The sequence below is a fragment of the Actinocorallia sp. A-T 12471 genome (assembly GCF_033875155.1).
Taxonomy (GTDB): Bacteria; Actinomycetota; Actinomycetes; order Streptosporangiales; family Streptosporangiaceae; genus Actinocorallia.
The window spans coordinates 130,671-147,175 of the sequence record NZ_JAWZTE010000002.1 but is presented as its reverse complement, the minus strand read 5'-3'; the positions used below and the strand labels follow the sequence as shown (position 1 = coordinate 147,175).

15 protein-coding genes are annotated in these 16,505 nt (G+C 70.6%); 10 read left to right on the top strand and 5 right to left on the bottom strand.

Translation table 11 applies throughout. From position 1 onward, the window contains the following. Window positions 1–70: 70 nt before the first annotated feature. From R9X44_RS05830 to R9X44_RS05815, 4 genes are all read left to right on the top strand, one after another. Window positions 71–1,675, top strand: coding sequence for an alkaline phosphatase D family protein (locus R9X44_RS05830; RefSeq protein WP_319812934.1), 1,605 nt, complete (start codon window positions 71–73; stop codon window positions 1,673–1,675). 214 nt (window positions 1,676–1,889) lie between these two features. Next, complete coding sequence (locus R9X44_RS05825; RefSeq protein WP_319812933.1) at window positions 1,890–4,076, top strand: carbohydrate-binding module family 20 domain-containing protein; 2,187 nt, start codon at window positions 1,890–1,892, stop codon at window positions 4,074–4,076. A gap of 82 nt (window positions 4,077–4,158) precedes the next feature. Then, on the top strand, window positions 4,159–4,617 hold the full coding sequence (locus R9X44_RS05820; protein WP_319812932.1) for an NUDIX hydrolase: 459 nt from the start codon (window positions 4,159–4,161) through the stop codon (window positions 4,615–4,617). A 65-nt stretch (window positions 4,618–4,682) separates the two neighbouring features. Beyond that, entirely contained in the window at window positions 4,683–5,591 is a 909-nt protein-coding gene (locus R9X44_RS05815) for a hypothetical protein (RefSeq protein ID WP_319812931.1), read from the top strand. 4 nt (window positions 5,592–5,595) lie between these two features. Here R9X44_RS05815 and R9X44_RS05810 read toward each other — a convergent pair whose 3' ends face one another. Further along, complete coding sequence (locus tag R9X44_RS05810) at window positions 5,596–6,567, bottom strand: Swt1 family HEPN domain-containing protein (RefSeq protein ID WP_319812930.1); 972 nt, start codon at window positions 6,565–6,567, stop codon at window positions 5,596–5,598. Window positions 6,568–7,139: 572 nt separating this feature from the next. Between R9X44_RS05810 and R9X44_RS05805 the strand changes: the two genes are divergently transcribed. Further along, the gene (locus tag R9X44_RS05805) at window positions 7,140–7,601 is read left to right on the top strand and encodes a hypothetical protein (RefSeq protein ID WP_319812929.1); all 462 of its coding nucleotides are present in this window, start codon (window positions 7,140–7,142) and stop codon (window positions 7,599–7,601) included. A 281-nt stretch (window positions 7,602–7,882) separates the two neighbouring features. On the opposite strand, the gene R9X44_RS05800 is transcribed toward R9X44_RS05805, so the two are convergent. Further along, entirely contained in the window at window positions 7,883–9,883 is a 2,001-nt protein-coding gene (locus R9X44_RS05800; protein ID WP_319812928.1) for a hypothetical protein, read from the bottom strand. A gap of 140 nt (window positions 9,884–10,023) precedes the next feature. On the opposite strand from R9X44_RS05800, the gene R9X44_RS05795 reads away from it, so the two are divergent. Then, entirely contained in the window at window positions 10,024–10,569 is a 546-nt protein-coding gene (locus tag R9X44_RS05795) for a hypothetical protein (RefSeq protein ID WP_319812927.1), read from the top strand. Next, complete coding sequence (locus tag R9X44_RS05790; RefSeq protein WP_319812926.1) at window positions 10,566–10,892, top strand: hypothetical protein; 327 nt, start codon at window positions 10,566–10,568, stop codon at window positions 10,890–10,892. Before R9X44_RS05795 ends, R9X44_RS05790 begins: the two co-directional genes overlap by 4 nt. Before the next feature lie 492 nt (window positions 10,893–11,384). Here the strand turns inward: R9X44_RS05790 and R9X44_RS05785 are convergent, their stop codons facing one another. The 3 genes from R9X44_RS05785 to R9X44_RS05775 form a co-directional block, all read right to left on the bottom strand. Continuing rightward, a complete protein-coding gene (locus tag R9X44_RS05785; protein WP_319812925.1) occupies window positions 11,385–12,035 on the bottom strand; it encodes an O-methyltransferase in 651 nt (216 codons plus the stop codon). Window positions 12,036–12,115: 80 nt separating this feature from the next. Next, window positions 12,116–12,541 carry a hypothetical protein gene (locus R9X44_RS05780; RefSeq protein ID WP_319812924.1) on the bottom strand — a complete coding sequence of 142 codons (426 nt, stop codon included), beginning with the start codon at window positions 12,539–12,541 and terminating at the stop codon, window positions 12,116–12,118. 182 nt (window positions 12,542–12,723) lie between these two features. Beyond that, window positions 12,724–12,996: a DUF397 domain-containing protein gene (locus R9X44_RS05775; RefSeq protein WP_319812923.1), complete on the bottom strand. Its 273-nt coding sequence runs from the start codon at window positions 12,994–12,996 to the stop codon at window positions 12,724–12,726. 147 nt (window positions 12,997–13,143) lie between these two features. Here R9X44_RS05775 and R9X44_RS05770 point away from each other — a divergent pair, with 147 nt between their 5' ends. The 3 genes from R9X44_RS05770 (at window position 13,144) to hydA (ending at window position 16,484) form a co-directional block, all read left to right on the top strand. Next, window positions 13,144–14,022, top strand: coding sequence for a 3-methyladenine DNA glycosylase (locus tag R9X44_RS05770; RefSeq protein ID WP_319812922.1), 879 nt, complete (start codon window positions 13,144–13,146; stop codon window positions 14,020–14,022). Window positions 14,023–14,213: 191 nt separating this feature from the next. Beyond that, a complete protein-coding gene (locus R9X44_RS05765) occupies window positions 14,214–15,053 on the top strand; it encodes a nitrilase-related carbon-nitrogen hydrolase (protein ID WP_319812921.1) in 840 nt (279 codons plus the stop codon). Between the two features lie 27 nt (window positions 15,054–15,080). Next, entirely contained in the window at window positions 15,081–16,484 is a 1,404-nt protein-coding gene (hydA, locus tag R9X44_RS05760) for a dihydropyrimidinase (RefSeq protein WP_319812920.1), read from the top strand. Window positions 16,485–16,505 lie beyond the last annotated feature (21 nt).

Genomic DNA, 16,505 nt, shown 5'->3' with positions numbered 1-16,505 from the left:
ATGAACAGGGCATGGCCTTCTGCGGCCGAAACTGTTGTCAGGTTCGTCACACTCGTTACCTTCGGCGCTTGTGACCCATCTCAACCGCCGCGACGCCCTGAAGCTCGGCGGCACGGGGGCCGCCCTCGCCCTCATGGCCCCGGCCGCCGCGTCCGCCGCACCCTCACCCCTGTTCGCGCACGGCGTCGCCTCGGGCGACCCGCTGCCCGACGGCGTCATCCTGTGGACCAGGGTGACGCCCACGCCCGAGGCCGTCCCCGGCAGCGGGGCCGGACCGCAGATCCAGGTGTCCTGGCAGATCGCCGAGGACGCCGCGTTCGCCACCGTCGCCGCCTCAGGCGTGTTCGCGACGGGCCCCGAGCGCGACCACACCGTCAAGGTCGACGTGCGCGGCCTGCGCCCCGGGGCCGACTACCACTACCGCTTCACCTACGCCGGAACCCACTCGCCCACCGGACGCACCCGCACCGCCCCCGCCTCCGGCGCGTCGGTCGACGCCCTCAGGTTCGGCGTCGCCTCGTGCTCCAACTGGGAGGCGGGCTTCTTCTCCGCCTACCGCCACCTCGCCGCGCGCGACGACCTCTTCGGCGTCATCCACCTCGGCGACTACATCTACGAGTACGGCACGGGCGGCTACTCGGCGGGCGGGAGCGTCGTGCGCGAGACCGCGCCCGCGCACGAGATCGTGACGCTCGCCGACTACCGAATCCGTCACGCGAGCTACAAGACCGACCCCGACCTCCAGGCCGCGCACGCGCGTCACCCCTGGCTCATCGTCTGGGACGACCACGAGGTCGCCAACGACGCGTGGGCCGACGGCGCGGAGAACCACAGCCCCGATACCGAGGGCGCGTACGCGGCCCGCAAGGCGGCCTCGCACCAGGCATACCAAGAGTGGATGCCCGTACGGTTCTCCCCGGAAGGCGTCCTGTACCGCTCGCTGCGCTTCGGCGACCTCGCCGAGATCGTCCTGCTCGACCTGCGGTCCTACCGCTCGCTCCAGGCGGGCGGCCTCGCCGTTGACGACCCGGCGCGCACGATCACCGGCGCGCCGCAGATGGCGTGGCTGAAGGACACCCTCGCCGCGAGCACCGCGCGCTGGCGGATCGTGGGGACCTCGGTGATGATCAGCCCGCTGGTGCTCGCGTCGCTCACCGCCGAGGCGCTCGGCCCGCTCGCCGCGCTGCTCGGCCTGCCCTCCGGCGGCGTCAGCCTCAACCCCGACCAGTGGGACGGCTACACCGCCGACAGGGCGGCCCTGCTTAGCGCGCTTACGGCGCGCGGGGCCGGCGACACGGTCTTCCTCACCGGCGACATCCACACGAGCTGGGCCAACGAGGTGCCGCTCAAGGCCGGGACCTACCCGCTCAGCCCGTCGGTGGCGACGGAGTTCGTCGTCCCGTCGGTGACCAGCGACAACATCGACGACATCCTCCGTGCGCGGCCCCGCACCACCTCCCTGGCGGTCGAGGCCGCGATCGGCGTCACCAACCGGCACGTGCGCTGGACCAACATGGACGACCACGGCTTCGGCGTCGTGGAGATCGGCAGGGCGCAGACCCGGATGGACTGGTACTTCCTCTCCGATCGCAAGAACCCGGCGGCGACCGCGCGCAAGGCGGTCTCGTACGTGACGGCCCACGGGACCGCGAAGCTCAAGCGCGTCTTCGGCTAGTCCCGCACCCGAAACCCGGGTGCCCGCTCCCTGGCCGTCTACGGGAGCGGGCACCCGAGGATCGTCCGAGCGCGACCCTCCCGTCAAGACTTTCTGCAAACTTGCAGTCTTCTTGCGCAAGTTCTTGACTTGCTTTCATTAGTGATTCATTCTCGCTCCGAGTGGACGGCCGTCCCACCCCCCTTCAGACAGGCCCTCCCGAGGAGGCATCCGCATGCAGTGGAGAAGACGACCGCGCCGTTGGCGCGGGATCACCCTGGCGACGGCGCTCGCCGCAGGAATGGTCGCCCCGGCCCTGCTCGGCGCTGGCGCGCCCGCCACCGCAGCCGTCACCCTGAACGACAGCGACGTCACCGCCAACCTGTGGGAATGGAACTGGGACTCAGTCTCGGCCGCCTGCACGAACCACCTGGGCCCCGCCGGGTACGGCGCGGTGCAGGTCGCGCCGCCGCAGGAGTCGGTGAGCCTGCCGACCAGCGACGACGGCGTCCACCCGTGGTGGGAGGTGTACCAGCCGGTCTCCTACAAGCTCGAGAGCCGCTTCGGCACCCGCGCGGAGTTCGCCGCGATGGTCACCGCGTGCCACGCCGCCGGCGTCCGCGTCTACGTCGACGCCGTCGTCAACCACATGGCCGGGACCAACAACAGCTACACCACCGGCTACGCGGGCACGTCCTTCAGCCCGACCGGCTACTCCTACCCGGCCGTGCCCTTCGGCTACAACGACTTCCACCACCCCGGAAGCGGCTGCCCGACCGGCGGCGGGATCAACGACTGGAACAACGAGGCGCAGGTCACCGGCTGTGAGCTGCTCAGCCTGTCCGACCTGCGGACCGGCGACGAGAGCGTCCGAAACAAGATCGCCGCCTACCTGAACGACCTCATCGGCCTCGGCGTCGACGGCTTCCGCGTCGACGCCGTCAAGCACGTCTCCAAGCCCGACTTCGCGGCGATCCTCGGCAAGCTGAACAACACCGCCGCCGAGAACAAGCGCCCGTACGTCGCCCAGGAGATCTTCGACGGGGCCTCCAACCCCGCGCTGCAGGCCGCGGCGTTCACCGGCAACGGTGACGTCCTCGACTTCGCCTACGCCAAGGGCATCAGGTCGGCGTTCCAGGGCTCCATCTCCGCCCTCGCCAACGTCGGCAACTGGGCGCTCGACGCCCCCAGCGCCAACGTGTTCTCGATGGTCACCAACCACGACCTCGAGCGCGACGGGGTCGTCCTGTCGTACAAGAACGGCACCGACTACGTGCTCGCGAACTACTTCGCGCTCGCCTACCCGCACGGCAAGCCGTCGGTCTACGACAGCTTCACCTGGTCGGTGAAGGGACAGTCGCCCCCGGCCGACGGGAACGGCTACGTCACCGACACCGTGTGCGGCGCGGCGTGGAACTGCCTCACCCAGACGACGGGCATCAAGGGCATGGTCGGCTGGCACAACGCCGCCAAGTCCGTCTCGACCGTCTCGAACTTCACGACGACCAACAGCAACGTCATCGGCTTCAGCCGGGGCGACAAGGGCTGGATCGGCATCAACGACTCGGGCAGCGCGTCGACCGCGACCTACCAGACGGGCCTCGCGAACGGCGTCTACTGCGACGTCATCACCGGCGTCCCCGACGACGACGGCTGCACCGGCTCGTCCGTCACCGTCTCCGGCGGCTCGGCGACCGTGACGATCCCGGCGAACAGCGCGTTCGCCGTCCACGTCAACGCCAAGTCGGGCGAGGGGCCGAGCCCGTCGCCGACGCCGACCACGCCGACGCCCACCCCGACCCCGACCCCCACCGACCCGACCAACCCCGCGACGGTCGCCGCCAACTTCAACGTCTACGCCGAGACCGTCCCCGGTGAGAACGTCTACGTCGTCGGCAACACCGCGGCGCTCGGCTCGTGGAACACCGCCAACGCGGTGCAGCTCTCGGCGTCCGGCTACCCCGTCTGGACGGGTTCGGCGGCGCTGCCCGCGAACACGACAGTCGAGTACAAGTTCATCAAGAAGACCGCGGGCGGGACCGTCACCTGGGAGAGCAACCCGAACCGCACGGTCGCCACCGGCACGTCGGCGGTCACGGTCAACAACTCCTGGAACCTCGCCGACGCCAACGCCACCGCGCTGACGTTCAACGTGAACGCGACGACGAATCCCGGCACGAACGTCTACGTCGTCGGCTCGCTGCCTTCGCTCGGCTCGTGGAACCCGGCCCACGCGATCCCGCTGTCGGCCACCGGCTACCCGGTGTGGAGCAGGCTCACCATCGTGCCGAAGAACACCACATTCCAGTACAAGTTCATCAAGAAGGACGCGAATGGCACCGTGACCTGGGAGAACGGCGGAAACCGCTCCTACGGCACGGGATCGGGCGGCTCCTACAGCGTCTCGGCCACCTGGAACTGACGGGCGCGCGCTGACGTCATGACAGGGCGGCCGGGAGTGGGGACCCGGCCGCCCGCACGCGCGCGGTGAAAGACTCTGGCCCGTGGACGAAACGATCAGAAGAAGACTCAGGGTCGCCGCGTACGCGGTCGTCGTGGAGGACGGGAACATCCTGCTCGCCAGGTTCATCGGCGGCGACAGGCCCCGCTGGATTCTGCCGGGCGGCGGCCTGGAGCACGGCGAGGACCCCGCCGACGCGGTGCTGCGCGAGCTGACCGAGGAGACCGGCTACACCGGCAGGATCACCCGGCTGCTCGGCGTGCACTCCTTCCACATGCCGCGCCGCGACCTCGACGGCGACATCGTGGACTTCCACGGCCTGCGCGTGCTGTACGAGGTGGCGCGCACCGGCGGGGAGCTGCGGCACGAGACCGACAACTCCACCGACCGCGCCGAATGGTTCCCGCTCAGCGAGATCCACGGGCTCGACCTCATGGACCAGGTGAACGTCGCGCTCGGGATGTGGCGCGACCACTGGCGCGACCGAACATCTATGCGATGATAGAACAGAATATCGAGACGCCGCGAGCCTTACCCCAGCACCTCCGAAGGCGTGTCAGGAGTGCCATGACCCCCGTCCTGGAACTGGTGACCCACCCCCTGCCGGCCGAGCCCGTCCGTCCCGCGCCGGTCATCGAGGCGGACCGCGCCCGCGAACTCGCCCTCGAGGCGTGGCGCGAGGCGGGGCTGACCAGCGTCTCAGGCCGGGTGCACTTCCTCGGCACGGTCGACGGCTGGCTGGCGCGCGGCTGGGGCGTCGCCTTCTACGGCACCGGCGCGTCGGTCACCCTGTACAGCTGCGGCGGCGAGGGCTCCTGGCTGCCTGGCCCGCCGCCGCGCCGCCTCACCCGCCCGCGCGGCTCGGGAAGGCTGCTCGGCGTCTACGAGGGCGATCCCCTGTTCCCCGGAGACAAGTCCGACTACCGCCCCCCGGAAGCGCCGGGCGCGGCGCTCGCGCAGGCCGAGCTGGCTCTCGGCGTGCACGGCGGCGACCTCTACCTGATGGAGTACAGCGAGGCGGAGGCGGGCGTACGCCGTCTGGACGCCGCCTTCAGCGCCCGCACCTACGGCGAGGCCCGCGCGTTCGGCCTCGAGGTGGACGACCGCCGCCGCTGCCTCGACTACTACGTCGAGCTGGTCTGCCGCGCGCATGAGGACGTCGACGTCGACCATCTGCGGGCGCGGTCGACCAGCGACCTGTGGCAGGCGGTGCGCCCCGCCGACGACCAGCCCTTCGACGTGGACGAGCACCCGTGCTTCGGCGACAGCGGCTGGCGTCCCGTGCCGACCGTGCGCGGCCCCTGGGCCGACGTCGCCTTCCGCGAGCGGTTCGGCCCGATCGAGCGGGAGTGGCCGTCCGGCCGCGAGCACCTGCCCGCCAGGCACGTCAACGCCGTCCTCGCGCACCTGCGCGGCAACGGCTGGTCGGTCGCCCGCGACGACTCCCTGTACGCCGCCTTCTGGCCGGACGCCTGAGCCGTCAGCGCGTCGGCCGCGGGCCCTTCCAGACCTCGAGGTCGAACGTGACCTTCTGCTTGGGCTTGGCCCGGCTGGTGACGGTCAGCAGCGCGACCGCGCCGCGGTCGGTGACGACGCAGAGCCTGCGCCCCCGCTCCAAGTCCTCGGCCTCGGCGACGGTCAGCCAGTCCTTGATGCCCTGGCACGGCTCGTAGCCCGCGTCATCGTCCTTGTCGAGCACGGCGAGCCGACGGTCGGTCGCGTAGAGCGCTCCAGCCGTGAAGTAGACGTCACCCTTGAACGACCCCTCCTGGGGCTCGCCCTCAAGGAGCACGATGTGGCTTCCGTCGGGCAGCGCGACGCCGTCCTTGTGCACGAGCCGGTCGCCGACCTTCCGATCCGTCCACTTGCCCTCGTACGGGTCGTCGGGGGAGGCGTCGTCGGCGAGGAACTGCAGCGCGACGAGCACGACGAGCGCGCCGACCACGAGCGTGGTGAGCCGCATCTGGCCCGCGCTGGTCTTGCCGCGCTGCTCGCGCCGCTGGCCGGGGTTCTTGCCGAGCACCGCCCTGCGCACCAGCGCAGCGTTGTTCCTGCGGCGCGGCGGCGGCGGGGGCGGCGGCGCGATCAGCTCGTGCACCTCGCCCGCGAGCTTGCGCGCGCCGACCAGCCGCAGCATCTGCGCCATCGTGCGCAGCGCCTGGTCCTCCTCGGCGTCGGTGAACCCGACGTCCTCAAGCCGCGCCTGCACCCGCAGCAAGATCCGCGCGACCCGCACCCCCGGCTGCGGCAGCACCTCCGCGAAGAACGGCTCCTCGGTGATGATCCGCAGCAGCAGCCCGGTGTCCTCAAGCGAGTGCGTGACGGGCTCACCGAGCCGCGCGGTGTCGTCCTTCTCCACCTGCGCGAGCCACTGCGCCCCGTGCCTACCGCGCATCTGCTTGTCGACATAGGGCCCAAGCCCCTTGCCGACAAGGTCGAGTCCCTGTGCCACCCTCTGGTGATTGCCCGGAACCGGCGTCATCCCGGCAGACTAGCGCCGACACCCCCACCCCGTCCCCAACCGACATGTCCCCTTTTCCCGGGCCATCTGTCCCTGACGGTCCGGGCTCTCAGCTCGCCTGCCACCTGCCGACCCCACGACCTGCCCTGAGCCCACCCAGGCCCCTCCACCACCACCGACAACGGCAAAGCCGTCACCCGCAGCCTCGCAGCCCGCCTCGCCCAACACCTGTTCCCCAACACCCCGCACACCCACTACGCCCTCGCCGGCAACACCCCGGTCCTAGTCGATAACGCCTCTGATCCCGATCCCAAGGGCACCGCTAACTGGGAGTTCGATAAGTTCAAGGGGGATTGGGACTCGGGTGATTTGGACGATGATGGTTGCCATGCGCCTAAGAGCAGGGTGGAGCAGGACAAGGAGTTTAAGCGTGTGGTGCGTACGATCGAACGCAATCTAGGGCGGGACCTGACGCCGGCAGAGGAGCGTCAGTTGCACGACCGTATCACCAAGCAAGGATCCGATTACGATCGGATCGTAGCGGAAGGGCGAGGTTTGTTCAGGTGCTAACAGAACATGAGCGGGCCGTCGGTCTGCTCCATGGTGCGGTCGCGCAAGGGGTCGGCCGCGCCACGGACTTGGGAATAGTTGAATTCCTGTCTTCGACTGGCGACGAGATCTGTATCCACATACAGTGCCCCTTCCGATTCCTCCACGAGTCGAAGATCATCCTTGGCTCGGACGACTTGTCCTACCCTGGCAAGCGCCCCGCTGAGGGCGATGAGGATCCATCCAAGAACACCATGTTCGACACCAGGGCGATTGCCATGACTGGATTCCTCGGAAGGTTCCGCCCCACGGTGACAAGCGCCACCGTCGCCGACGGTGGATTCTTCTCGGTAGCTATGAGCAATTCGTTCCAGCTGCAAATCTTCCCCGACAGCTCTTCTGGAAAGGTCGAGATGTGGCGAGTCTTTACTCGTGGATCGGACGAGCATTTTGGGTTCCCGCCAAATCTGGTGTGACGGGTGGTGGGATACCTTCGGGGAAGTCTGACCGGATAAAGTGCTGAGATCCAAGGATTTGGTTTTGCGCTCCGGGCGCGTAGTTTCGGAACACGCCAAAGCCTGGACCGGCCTGTGAGCCAAGGCGGCCCTCCAGCACGAGGCAATTTCGGCTTGGATAATACGTAAGCTTGCCAGTACCCCACCTGAACCTGTATGGGGGGCGTTACTGTGAGTGCCGCCAATCCCGTCGGCGCATCGACCGGATTAGCTCGTGGCGCGTCACGTGGGGTGTTGGGGGGTTAGTTTGTGCGGGTGTTGGGGAGGTGGTCGCCTACGTAGCCGACCCAGATGCGGCCGGTGGGGCCGCCCGCGTCGTCGAAGAAGTGGATGCGGGGGGCGGGGGTGCCCGCTTTGCGGAGTTTGATGTGGGCGGGCATGAAGACCCGGCCGGACGGGTCGACCTCGTCGGGGACCGGGAAGGTGCGGACGGCGGAGAACTTGTCGCGGCCCGTCACCGAGTCGGACTCCTTCATGGCCAGCAGGTTCGCCGAGATGACGCGGCGGCCGCCGGTCTCGGCGAGGCACCAGTCGCGGAAGCCGCCCTGGAACTCGCCGCACGAGCGGGCCCGGGCGTACTCGTCGAGCGCGCACAGGGCGTCCCACGCCTTGCCCGCCCAGACCCTGCGCAGCGTCGGATGGGCGAGGTCAAGCAGACTCGCCTCGTGCATGGTCTCGCCGACCACCACATGGGTCAGCGACTCGGCGAAGTGCAGCGCGTCCACCAGGGAGGCGGGCGACTCGGGGGCCTCGTCGGCGATCTCGACGGGTCCCGCGGCCTTGGCAAGCTCGCTCTCCAGCCGCCGCACCCGCACCGCGAGCCTGCGTTCGCGCGCGGCGGTCTCGGCCAGGTCGTGCTCAAGCCAGCGCTGCTGCTCCACGAGGCGCTCGATCTCGTCCTCGAGCCGCGCGGACTCCGACTCGGCCTCGGCCCGCCCGGAGACCGCGCGTTCGCGGCCGTCGCGCGCCTCGCTCAGCTCCCGGGTGAGGCTCGCGACATGGCTGTTCATCGTCCGCATGTGCCGCCCGAGCTCCTGCGGGTCGGAGGTGACCAGTTCGAGCATGCTCTCCAGCTCGCCGTGCACCCCCTCGGTCACCGCCTTGGCGACGGTGTCGGCGAGATGAGACAGCCGCTCCACCACGCGGTCGGCGACGATCCTGGCGATCCCGTCGAGGTCGAAGGCGGGGGAGGGCGGCTCGGCGGGCTCGGCGTTCTCCGGCTCGGCGAGCGCCGGGTTCTCGGCAAGCGCAGTGGCCGCGGGCTCGGCCGCGCGCGGCGCGGACAGCGGCGGGCGCGGTTTGGGCACCTGCGCGGCCTTGGCCATGTCCATCATCTTGCGGTACAGCTCGGCGTCGATGAACGCCGAGCGCACCGGCTGCGGCCGCGCCGCCTCGGTGAGCGCCTCGGGCTCGACGTCGCCCTGCACGATCCGGCCCACCACCCGGTAGGGCTCGCGGAGCTCGTCGGGCAGTTTCAGCCCGGCGGTCTCGCCGATGATGTAGCCGGCGGCACGGTCCAGCGCGGGCCTGCCCTCGGCCCTGACCATCTTGCCGCCCATCACCCGGTGCCGGTCGGTGTCCTCCTCCTCGGGCCGGAAGCCCGCGAGGAACGTGCGGATGCCGCCGCCGTAGACGGCCAGGTCGTCGCCGACCGTGTCGTTGAACCTGTCCTGCGCGCGCAGGTCGGCCAGCCAGACGACCTGGGCCGCGCCCGCGACGCGGTCGGCCAGGTACTCGGCGTGGGCGCGGCCCGAGGCGACCCCGCGCCCCTCGACGGCCACCACCACGACCGGCACCCGTCTGCGCCGCTCGCACAGGTCGCCGAGCAGGTAGACGATGCCGTCCTCGTCGTGCTGCTCGGCCCTGCCGGTCAGGTGGACGCCGCCGTCGGTGACGCGCTCGGTCGCCAGGTAGTCCGGCAGGAAGCCGGGCGCGAACTCCTCGGCCGGCTCGCCCGCGTACTGCTCGACGGTCACCACGACCCAGCCGGTCATCCGCTCGATCGTCTGCGCGTAGGTGACGCGGGTGCGCAGCCTGCCGTCCTCGACGGTGAACCTGCCGCAGCCGCGCGCGGCGTCGAGCCGCGCCCTGGTGCCCTTGACCGACGCCTCGAAGTGCGGGCTGATCGGCACCTCGGGGAAGCCCCGAGCCACCAGCCAGGTGCTGAACGCCCTGCGCAGGCGCTTGGCCAGGGTGGGGCCCGGATCGCGCAGGACGGCCTGGTACAGCCTCGTGGTCGGCATGACTTCCAGGGGTGTCGTCGGACGTGGCTTGCGGTGAATCCTATGTCGTTTCCCGTGACCGCACCCGGAGTCGGCAAAGATTCAAGACGGCCCGCAAGTCCCCCCGTCGTCGGCGGCGATCGGTGCCTAGCTTCGCCTTTATGGCTGTCCGTGAGGAACCGGGATTCAGCATCCGACTTTTCGGATACTCCCGGCGTGAGGTCGACGATTTTGTCTTCGAGGTGCGCCGTGAGCTGCGCGCCCACACCGAGGCGCCCGGCGGCGCGTCCGTCGCGCCGTCCGAGGGGGCGGTCGCCAAAGTGCTGCGGCTCGCCGCCGAGTGCGCCGACCAGCGCAAGGCGGAGGCGGCGGGGCAGGCCGAACGCACCCTGCTGGGCGCGCGCGAGCTCGCCGACCTCATGGCGGCCGAGGCGCGCGAACGCCTCGCCGCCGCGACCGTGGAGGCCGAGCGCATCCTCGGGGAGGCGCGGCAGCGCGCGATGGAGCTCGAGGAGCGGGTGAGCGCGTCGCTCGACGTGGAGGTCGGCTCGCGCGTCACCGAGCTGACCCGCGCGCACGACCGGCTCGTCGACGGGCTCGCCTCGGTGCGCGACGCGCTCGCCGAGGTGCTGGCGCGCGACGCCGAGCGGGGCCCGGTCAACGCCGAGGACTTCGTGCCGCGCCAGCAGGAGGTCGGCAACGGATGACCGCAGTCGCCCCGTCCGCCGAGCCGCTCGCGGCACTGCCCGTCGCGTTGCCCGTCGCCCTGCCCGTCGCCCTGCCTGTCACCGAAAGTACGGTGCTTCCGGTGATCTTCATGGTCGTGGTCCTGCTCGCCACGGGCCTCGTGCTCCTGGCGCGCCGGATGCTGCCGGACCGGCCCGCGCCGGTCGTCAGGCAGGAGCCCGACTGGCTGCGCGCCGACCGTGCCATCGCGCGGCTGCGCGCGGCGGGCCTCGACACCGACGCGCTGCTCGGCCCGTGGCTCGCCGAGGCGCGCCGCGGCGAGCCCAAGGACCCCGCCTCCTAGATCCAGCGGTCGACTCCTGTGGGGCCCTGTCCCAGGGCCCTCCCGGAGCGTCTCGCCGTGCGACAGCGCCCCGACGGCCGCCGACACGGGATCTCCTCGCCGCCGCGCCTCGCCGCGCCGCTCCCGCGCGCGGGCCTGCTCGCCGCCCGCGGGGTCGGCGGCGAGCCGTCGGGCTAGCGGCCGCGCCGCCGCGCTACGCGGTTCTCTCCGGCGCCCTCCAGCGCGCGCTGGACGCCATCGACCAGCCGTACACCCACCTCGTCCTCCCGCGCGCGCTCCCCGCCTTCTTCCAGCGGAAGAAGGCCGCGGCGCGGGATCAGCGCCGAGATCGCCGCCTGAGAGAAGGACGGCGACCTCGACGGCGACGTGCTCGGACCCTCGCCTCAGCCCGCGACGCCGACGACAGCGGCCGCACCGACGCCGAACTCCGCGACCAGGCAATGAGCCTGATGGCCACGGGACACGAGACGGCGTGCGCGTCCGTCTAGCGCGCTAGGGGTGCTTGCGGGCGAGGGTGACGCCGTCGCGCAGCGGGAGCATCACCGCGGACACCCGGGGGTCGGCGGCGATCGTGTCGTTCAGCCGCTTGATCGTGAGGTCGGCGGGCTCCTGCGCGGTCGGGTCGACGACCCTGCCGTCGCGCAGCACGTTGTCCAGGACGATCAGGCCGCCCGGCCTGAGCCTGAGCAGGATCTCCTCGTAGTAGTCGGGGTAGCCGGTCTTGTCGGCGTCCACGAAGGCGAAGTCGAACGACGGGGTCTCCGGCAGCGTGCGCAGGGTCTCGATCGCCGGGGCGATCCGCAGGGTGATCTTGTCGCTGAGGCCCGTGCGGTCCCAGTACGCGCGCGCTATCGCGGTGAACTCCTCGCTGACGTCGAGGGCGAGCAGCCGTCCGTCCTCGGGCAGGCCGCGCGCCACGCAGATCGAGGAGTAGCCGGTGAAGACCCCCACCTCGAGCGCGTCGCGCGCCCCGGACAGGGACACGAGCATCGTGAGGAACGCGCCCTCGTCGTGCGAGATCTGCATCCCTGCGAAGTCCGGCAGCACCCGCTGCGTCTCGTCGGCCAGCTCCTGCAGGACGTCGTCGACCGGGGTGCAGTGCGCGGCCACGTAGTCGGCGACCGCGGGGTCCAGGAAGGTCATGGCGGCGAGCCTAGCCGCCGTCCCCGCGCCGGAACCGGCAGCGCCCCCGCGTGTTCCCGGCCCGCCGGAACACCGCGCGCCTATGCGGCGGTGAGCGCGGCGCGCCAGGCCCGTCCGGCCGCGCGGCCCGTGCTGATCTGCGTGCCGATGCCCGGCAGGTCGTACAGCTCGGTGGGCAGCTGGGTGTTCTGCGGCTGGAGGAAGGAGAACCGGTAGGACGAGCCCGCGACCGACAGCTTCATTCCGCCGCCGAAGTAGTACCAGGGGAACTTGACCTGCGAGGCGGGCCCGTCGAACAGGGGGGCGACGCCGCCTTCGGCGAGGTGCCCGGACAGGCCGGGCACGCCGCTGCGCTGCTCGAGGGTGTGCAGCTGGCCGAGGGTGAGCGCGCCCCTGCCGTGCGCCTCGAACATGAGCCGTCCGTTCCCGAGCCGCAGCACGCCGGGCGCGCTTCCGGTCGAGCCCATGATCAGCCAGGCGACGGTCTGGAGGGAAGTGGTGTTCATGCGTCCGACGTTAGGAGCCGCGCCGTCCCGACCGGCAGGGAGCGTTGTCCCGCGCCGCACCGCCGACGCGGCCATCACGATATGGGCGAGGCGGTTGCGTTAGCGGCGGGGGCCGCCCACGATGGTCGGGCCGGTTCCCGGCGGCCCGCCGGGCAAGGGCCGCCGGGGCCGTGACGCGCTCGCTACGCCGAGCGCAGCGCCTCGTCCGGGCCCTCGTTCCTGCCGCGTTCCGCGCACAGGTCGTCGAACACCCCGTCGCGCGCGCCCGCCACGAACAGGGCGAGGTCCGCCGCGCTGAAGATCAGCGCGGGGCCGTCGGGGTGGTGGGCGCTGCGCACGGCGACCTCGCCGTCGGGCAGCCCGGCGACCTCGAGCGCGCAGCCGGTATCGCCGCCGCGCCACTCGACTTCCGGAAGCCACTGGGCCGGCATCCCGTTGAAGGCCCGCAGGATCATCTACGCTCCTCGCCGCATCGGCCGCGCTGCCGTGCACAGCGCCTTCGCATACGGCGCTTGCACGTGCAGGTGCTCATGCATTCACTTTTACGCTCTCCCTTTTACCAGGGTCCGCCCCGGTCCGCAGGCTCTCCTAACATGCGTGGCATGGCACAGGTTCGCGACGCACTCATGCCCGCCGCCGTCTGGCGTGACCGCGCGGAGGCCCACCGCGCCCGGCTCGAGGGCATGATCGGCGGCTACCTCGCGCTGCGCCGGGCGGGGCGCGCCCATCCCGTGGAGGACTTCCTGTTCACCTACTACGGCCACCGTCCCGGCCGGCTGATGGCCTGGCACCCGGGCGCGGGCGTCGTCCTCGAGGGCGCGAAGGCCGCCGAGTTCGGCATGGCGTACGCCGACACCCCCGACGGCGCGACCCTCGATCTCGACGCCCTGCTGCCCAAACGCGCGAAGGCGCTGGCGTGGACCCGCGACCTCCTCGCCGCGACGGCCGCGCGCCCCGCCCACCTGGGCTGCTTCGGCATGCACGAGTGGGCGATGGTCTACAAGCTCGGCCAGGACGAGATCCGGCACGCCGCCTGGCCGCTGCGGCTGCCGCCCGAGGAGGTGGCCGAGGTCGTCGACCGGCGCGGGGTGCGGTGCAGCCACTTCGACGCGTTCCGCTTCTTCACCCCGCCCGCGCGGCCGCTGAACGTGCTCCAGCCGACCAGGGAGGGCCAGCGCGAGCAGGAGCAGCCGGGCTGCCTGCACGCCAACATGGACCTGTACAAGTGGGCCTACAAGCTGTCGCCGATGATCCCGGCCGAACTCGTCGCGGACTGTTTCGCGCTGGCCAGGGAGATCCGCGCGGTGGACATGCGGGCGAGCCCGTACGACATGGCGGCGCTCGGCCACCCGCCGATCCGCGTCGAGACCGCCGAGGGCCGCGCGGAGTACGCGGCGTTCCAGCGTTCCTTCGCCGAGCGGGCCGAGCCTTTGCGCGCCGCGCTCGTCGCCCACTGCGACCGTCTGCTGGCCCTGCTTTAGCACTTCCTCCTATTAACGGATAAATCTCCCCTATTCGGATTGTTCGACCCTCCAATGACCCGAGGTGCAAGAGGGTGTCAGTAACCTCCCTGGAACGATCATGAAATGCGGATGTCCAATTGCGGCCATAGCTTCCGGACTCTTAAAGGGCAGAAGATGTCGCTGTTAACGGCTTCGATCAGGGGAGTGTGATGTCCGAAGTCATCCGCGCCGCCCTCGTCCAGACCACCTGGACGGGCGACAAGGAATCCATGATCAAGGCGCACGAGGAATACGCGCGTCAGGCGGCCGCCCAGGGCGCCAAGGTCATGTGCTTCCAGGAGCTTTTCTACGGTCCGTACTTCTGCCAGGTGCAGGACCCGGCCTACTACGAGTACGCCGAGTCGATCCCCGGCCCGACCACCGAGCGCTTCCAGGCCCTCGCCGCCGAACTCGGCATGGTGATGGTGCTGCCGATGTACGAGCAGGAGCAGCCGGGGGTCCTCTACAACACCGCCGCCGTCGTGGACGCCGACGGCAGCTACCTCGGCAAGTACCGCAAGACCCACATCCCGCAGGTGAAGGGGTTCTGGGAGAAGTTCTACTTCCGGCCCGGCAACCTCGGCTACCCGGTGTTCGACACCGCCGTCGGCAAGGTCGGCGTCTACATCTGCTACGACAGGCATTTCCCCGAGGGGTGGCGCGCCCTCGGGCTGAACGGGGCGCAGATCGTGTTCAACCCGTCGGCGACGAGCCGGGGACTGTCGTCGTACCTGTGGAAGCTCGAGCAGCCCGCCTCCGCCGTCGCGAACGAGTACTTCGTCGGCGCGATCAACCGGGTCGGCATCGAGGACCTCGGTGAGAACGACTTCTACGGGACCTCCTACTTCGTGGACCCCGAGGGCAAGTTCGTCGGCGACGTCGGCGACGGGCACGAGGCCGAGCTGATCGTCCGCGACCTCGACCTCGGGCTGCTCGCCGAGGTCCGCGACCGCTGGGCCTTCTACCGCGACCGCCGCCCGGACGCCTACGGCGACCTCACCGCACCGTAATCGCCGCGTATCCAAGGAGGCATACGTATGACCACACTTCTGGTCAAGGGCGGCAAAGTCATCGGCCCGTCCGGCCCGATCGACGCCGACGTCCTCGTGGACGGCGAGCGGATCGTCTCGCTGTCCCTGCCCGGCTCGATCACCACGGCCGACACCGTCGTGGACGCCACGGGCAAGTACGTCATCCCGGGTGGCGTCGACGCGCACACCCACATGGAGCTGCCCTTCGGCGGCACCTTCGCCAGCGACACGTTCGAGACCGGCACCCGCGCGGCGGCGTGGGGCGGCACCACGACGATCATCGACTTCGCGGTGCAGCGGACCGGCGAACGCGTCCAGGACGGGCTCGCCGCGTGGCACGCCAAGGCCGACGGCCAGTGCCACGTCGACTACGCCTTCCACCAGATCCTCGGCGGCGTCGACGAGGACGCCCTGAAGGCGATGGACCAGCTCGTCACCGACGAGGGCATCACGAGCTTCAAGCTGTTCATGGCCTACCCCGGCGTCTTCTACAGCGACGACGGCCAGATCCTGCGGGCCATGCAGCGGGCGCGCGAGAACGGCGCGATGATCATGATGCACGCCGAGAACGGGCCGGCGATCGACGTCCTCGTCGCGCAGGCGCTCGCGCGCGGCGAGACCGACCCGGTCCACCACGGCATCACCCGTCCCGCCGCGCTGGAGGCCGAGGCGACGAGCCGGGCGATCTACCTCGCCGAGGTCGCCAAGGACACCCCGCTGTACATCGTGCACCTGTCGGCGAGCGGCGCGCTCGCGCGGGTCGCCGAGGCGCGCGACGCGGGCCGCAACGTGTTCGCCGAGACGTGCCCGCAGTACCTCTACCTGACCCTCGAGGACCAGCTCGGCGCGCCGGGCTTCGAGGGCGCGAAGTGGGTGTGCTCGACGCCGCTGCGCTCCAAGCACGAGTCGCACGGCCGCGACCTGTGGCGCGGCCTGCGCACGAACGACCTGTCGGTGGTCTCCACCGACCACTGCCCCTTCTGCTTCAAGGACCAGAAGGAACTCGGCGTCGGGGACTTCTCCAAGATCCCCAACGGGATCGGCGGCGTCGAGCACCGCGTCGACCTGCTCTACCAGGGCGTCGTGGACGGCCAGCTCAGCCTCGAGCGCTGGGTGGAGACGATCGCCACCACCCCGGCCAGGATGTTCGGCCTCTACCCGCGCAAGGGCGTCATCGCGCCGGGCTCGGACGCCGACATCGTCGTCTACGACCCGGACGGCCGCACCCGCATCAGCGTCGAGACGCACCACATGAACATGGACCACTCCGCCTTCGAGGGCTACGAGATAGCGGGCAAGGTCGACACCGTCATCAGCCGCGGCACGGTGCTGCTGGAGGACGGCGTCTACCGGGGGCGCAAGGGCCACGGGCAGTACCTGCGCCGCGGCCTGAGCAGCTACCTCACCTGAGCGCGGACGCACGAGAGACCA

Bases quoted from the DNA above. Each gene is read 5' to 3' on its own strand.
- R9X44_RS05770 (WP_319812922.1), top strand. From the start codon at position 13,144: ATGGCACAGGTTCGCGACGCACTCATGCCCGCCGCCGTCTGGCGTGAC.
- R9X44_RS05785 (WP_319812925.1), bottom strand. From the start codon at position 12,035: ATGACCTTCCTGGACCCCGCGGTCGCCGACTACGTGGCCGCGCACTGC.
- R9X44_RS05790 (WP_319812926.1), top strand. From the start codon at position 10,566: ATGACCGCAGTCGCCCCGTCCGCCGAGCCGCTCGCGGCACTGCCCGTC.
- R9X44_RS05825 (WP_319812933.1), top strand. From the start codon at position 1,890: ATGCAGTGGAGAAGACGACCGCGCCGTTGGCGCGGGATCACCCTGGCG.
- R9X44_RS05765 (WP_319812921.1), top strand. From the start codon at position 14,214: ATGTCCGAAGTCATCCGCGCCGCCCTCGTCCAGACCACCTGGACGGGC.
- R9X44_RS05775 (WP_319812923.1), bottom strand. From the start codon at position 12,996: ATGATCCTGCGGGCCTTCAACGGGATGCCGGCCCAGTGGCTTCCGGAA.
- R9X44_RS05815 (WP_319812931.1), top strand. From the start codon at position 4,683: ATGACCCCCGTCCTGGAACTGGTGACCCACCCCCTGCCGGCCGAGCCC.
- R9X44_RS05780 (WP_319812924.1), bottom strand. From the start codon at position 12,541: ATGAACACCACTTCCCTCCAGACCGTCGCCTGGCTGATCATGGGCTCG.
- hydA (WP_319812920.1), top strand. From the start codon at position 15,081: ATGACCACACTTCTGGTCAAGGGCGGCAAAGTCATCGGCCCGTCCGGC.
- R9X44_RS05800 (WP_319812928.1), bottom strand. From the start codon at position 9,883: ATGCCGACCACGAGGCTGTACCAGGCCGTCCTGCGCGATCCGGGCCCC.
- R9X44_RS05795 (WP_319812927.1), top strand. From the start codon at position 10,024: ATGGCTGTCCGTGAGGAACCGGGATTCAGCATCCGACTTTTCGGATAC.